The following is a 2,165-nucleotide window of genomic DNA, read 5'->3' as shown; positions in this document are numbered from 1 at the left end:
GCTGGGGGCGGTACGGGCGGGGGGCGGCGTTCCTGGAGGCGCTCGCGGGCGGGGGTTCGCCGAGGGCGGTGTGGACCGCGCTCCCCGGGCCGGGCTGGCCCGATGAGCTGGCCCGCGCCGTCGCGGCCACGCTGGCGTCGGGGCGCGGCGCGCTCGTCGTCGTCCCCGACGGACGCCGGGCCTCCCGCGTCGACACCGCGATCACCGCACTGATCGGCGCGGGGCACCATGCCGTGCTGAGCGCCGAGTCCGGACCCGAGAAGCGCTATCGGGAGTGGCTCGCCGTCCGCCGGGGCTCGGTGCGGGCCGTCGTCGGCACCCGTGCCGCGATGTTCGCCCCGGTCCGGGATCTCGGCCTCGTCGCCGTCTGGGACGACGGCGACTCCAGCCACAGCGATGAGAACGCACCGTTCCCGCATGTCCGCGAGGTCCTCGAACTGCGCGCCACCCACGACGGCTGCGCCTTCCTCCTCGGCGGCATGAGCTGCACGGTGGAGGCCGCCCAGCTGGTCGAGAGCGGCTGGGCGCTGCCGCTGGCCGCCGACCGCGAGCAGGTCCGCCGCGCGGCCCCCCTCGTCCGTACCGTCGGCGACCAGGACCTCGCCCGCGACGAGGCGGCGCGGGCCGCGCGGCTGCCCAGCCTCGCCTGGGGTGCCGTCCGGGACGGACTCAGGACGGGGCCGGTGCTCGTCCAGGTGCCCCGGCGGGGCTATGCGCCCCGGCTCGCCTGCGAGCGCTGCCGGGCCCCCGCGCGCTGCCGGCACTGCTCCGGACCGCTGGCGGCCCCCGACGAGCGGGAGCTGACCTGTGCCTGGTGCGGGCAGGGCGCGGTGGACTGGCACTGCGCCGACTGCGGGGGTACGCGGCTGCGGGCGCGGATCGTGGGCGCCCGGCGCACCGCCGAGGATCTGGGCCGGGCCTTTCCCGCCGTCCCGGTGCGCACCTCGGGCCGTGACCATGTCCTCGACGCGGTCCCGGCGCGGCCCGCTCTCGTGGTCAGTACGCCGGGCGCGGAGCCCGTCGCCGAAGGTGGTTACGCGGCGGCGCTGCTGCTCGACGGCTGGGCCATGCTCGGGCGCCCGGATCTGCGGGCGGGGGAGGACGCCCTGCGGCGCTGGATCGACGCGGCCTCGCTGGTGCGGGGCCAGGGCGACGGCGGCACCGTGGTGATCGTCGCGGAGCCGACCCTGCGCCCCGTCCAGGCCCTGGTCCGCTGGGACCCGGCCGGTCACGCCCGCCGCGAGCTGGCGGAGCGGGCCGAGCTGGGGTTCCCGCCGGTCTCGCGGATGGCGGCCGTGACGGGCCGCGCGGATGTCGTCGCCGCGTTCATCGCCGCGGCGGAGCTGCCGGGCGATGCGGAAGTCCTGGGCCCGGTCCCGCTGCCCGTCCCGCCGCCGGGCCGCCCGCGCCGACCGGGCGACCCGCCGGTGGGTGAGTCCTGGCAGCGCGCCCTGCTGAGAGTCCCCCCGGGCAGCGGCGCCGCCCTCGCCGCCGCCCTCAAATCCGCCCAGGCAGCCCGGCTGGCCCGCGGCGGCACCGACCAGGTGCGTATCAGGATCGACCCGCTCGATATCGGCTGATCCAGGGCTCGCCCGGGGTCGCTCTGTACGCGATGGCGTACGGCATACGAGCCGCCGGTGTCATGGCGTACGGAGCGACCCCCGGGGCGTGCGCCGCGGGGGCCATCACGTGCGGCGTCCAGCCCCCGCCACGGCGGACGGAACGGCCACGGTGCCATGACGGGCGGAGCCTCTCCGGTGCCATGGACTCTTCCGGGTGCCCTGGACCTAGGAGTGCCTCCGGGCCCCGGACCGCAGGGCTGCCCGGCACCCAGGCGGCGGCTCGCGGTCCACCGCGACCTGTGTGCGGACGGCTTCGACGCCCTCCGTGCTCGGGCCCGGAGCCGTCCGCCCCACGGCGCGGGACGGACGGGCGACGGAGGCCGGGGATGCGCCGTGACGCTCCGGGTGCCGCTCGCCGCCCGGCCGGGGTACGCGGGCCGAGCCCCCGGAGCACGGTCGCACCCGGCCCGTACGGCACCCGCCCGTACGGCACCCCGCACGACGGGCCCGCCCGTACACATCCCCCGCCCGCGCGCTCAACGACCGCTGCCCCCGCCCGGGGAGCGGGCGGGGGCAGCGGGATGGGGCGGATCAGCCGTTGCG

Annotated in this window: 1 protein-coding gene and 1 pseudogene; both read left to right on the top strand. The window is 78.5% G+C overall.

What is annotated here, in order from left to right; translation table 11 throughout:
- On the top strand, positions 1 to 1,580 hold a 1,580-nt coding region (locus ACWF94_RS39240; RefSeq protein WP_453499878.1), incomplete at its 5' end, for a primosome assembly protein PriA.
- A gap of 368 nt (positions 1,581 to 1,948) precedes the next feature.
- A pseudogene (locus tag ACWF94_RS39235) lies at positions 1,949 to 2,165 on the top strand (hypothetical protein); the annotation flags it as partial.

This window comes from Streptomyces sp. NPDC055078, assembly GCF_053607985.1.
The sequence above is the reverse complement of the archived record's forward strand: the minus strand, read 5'-3'. Positions and strand labels throughout refer to the sequence as shown.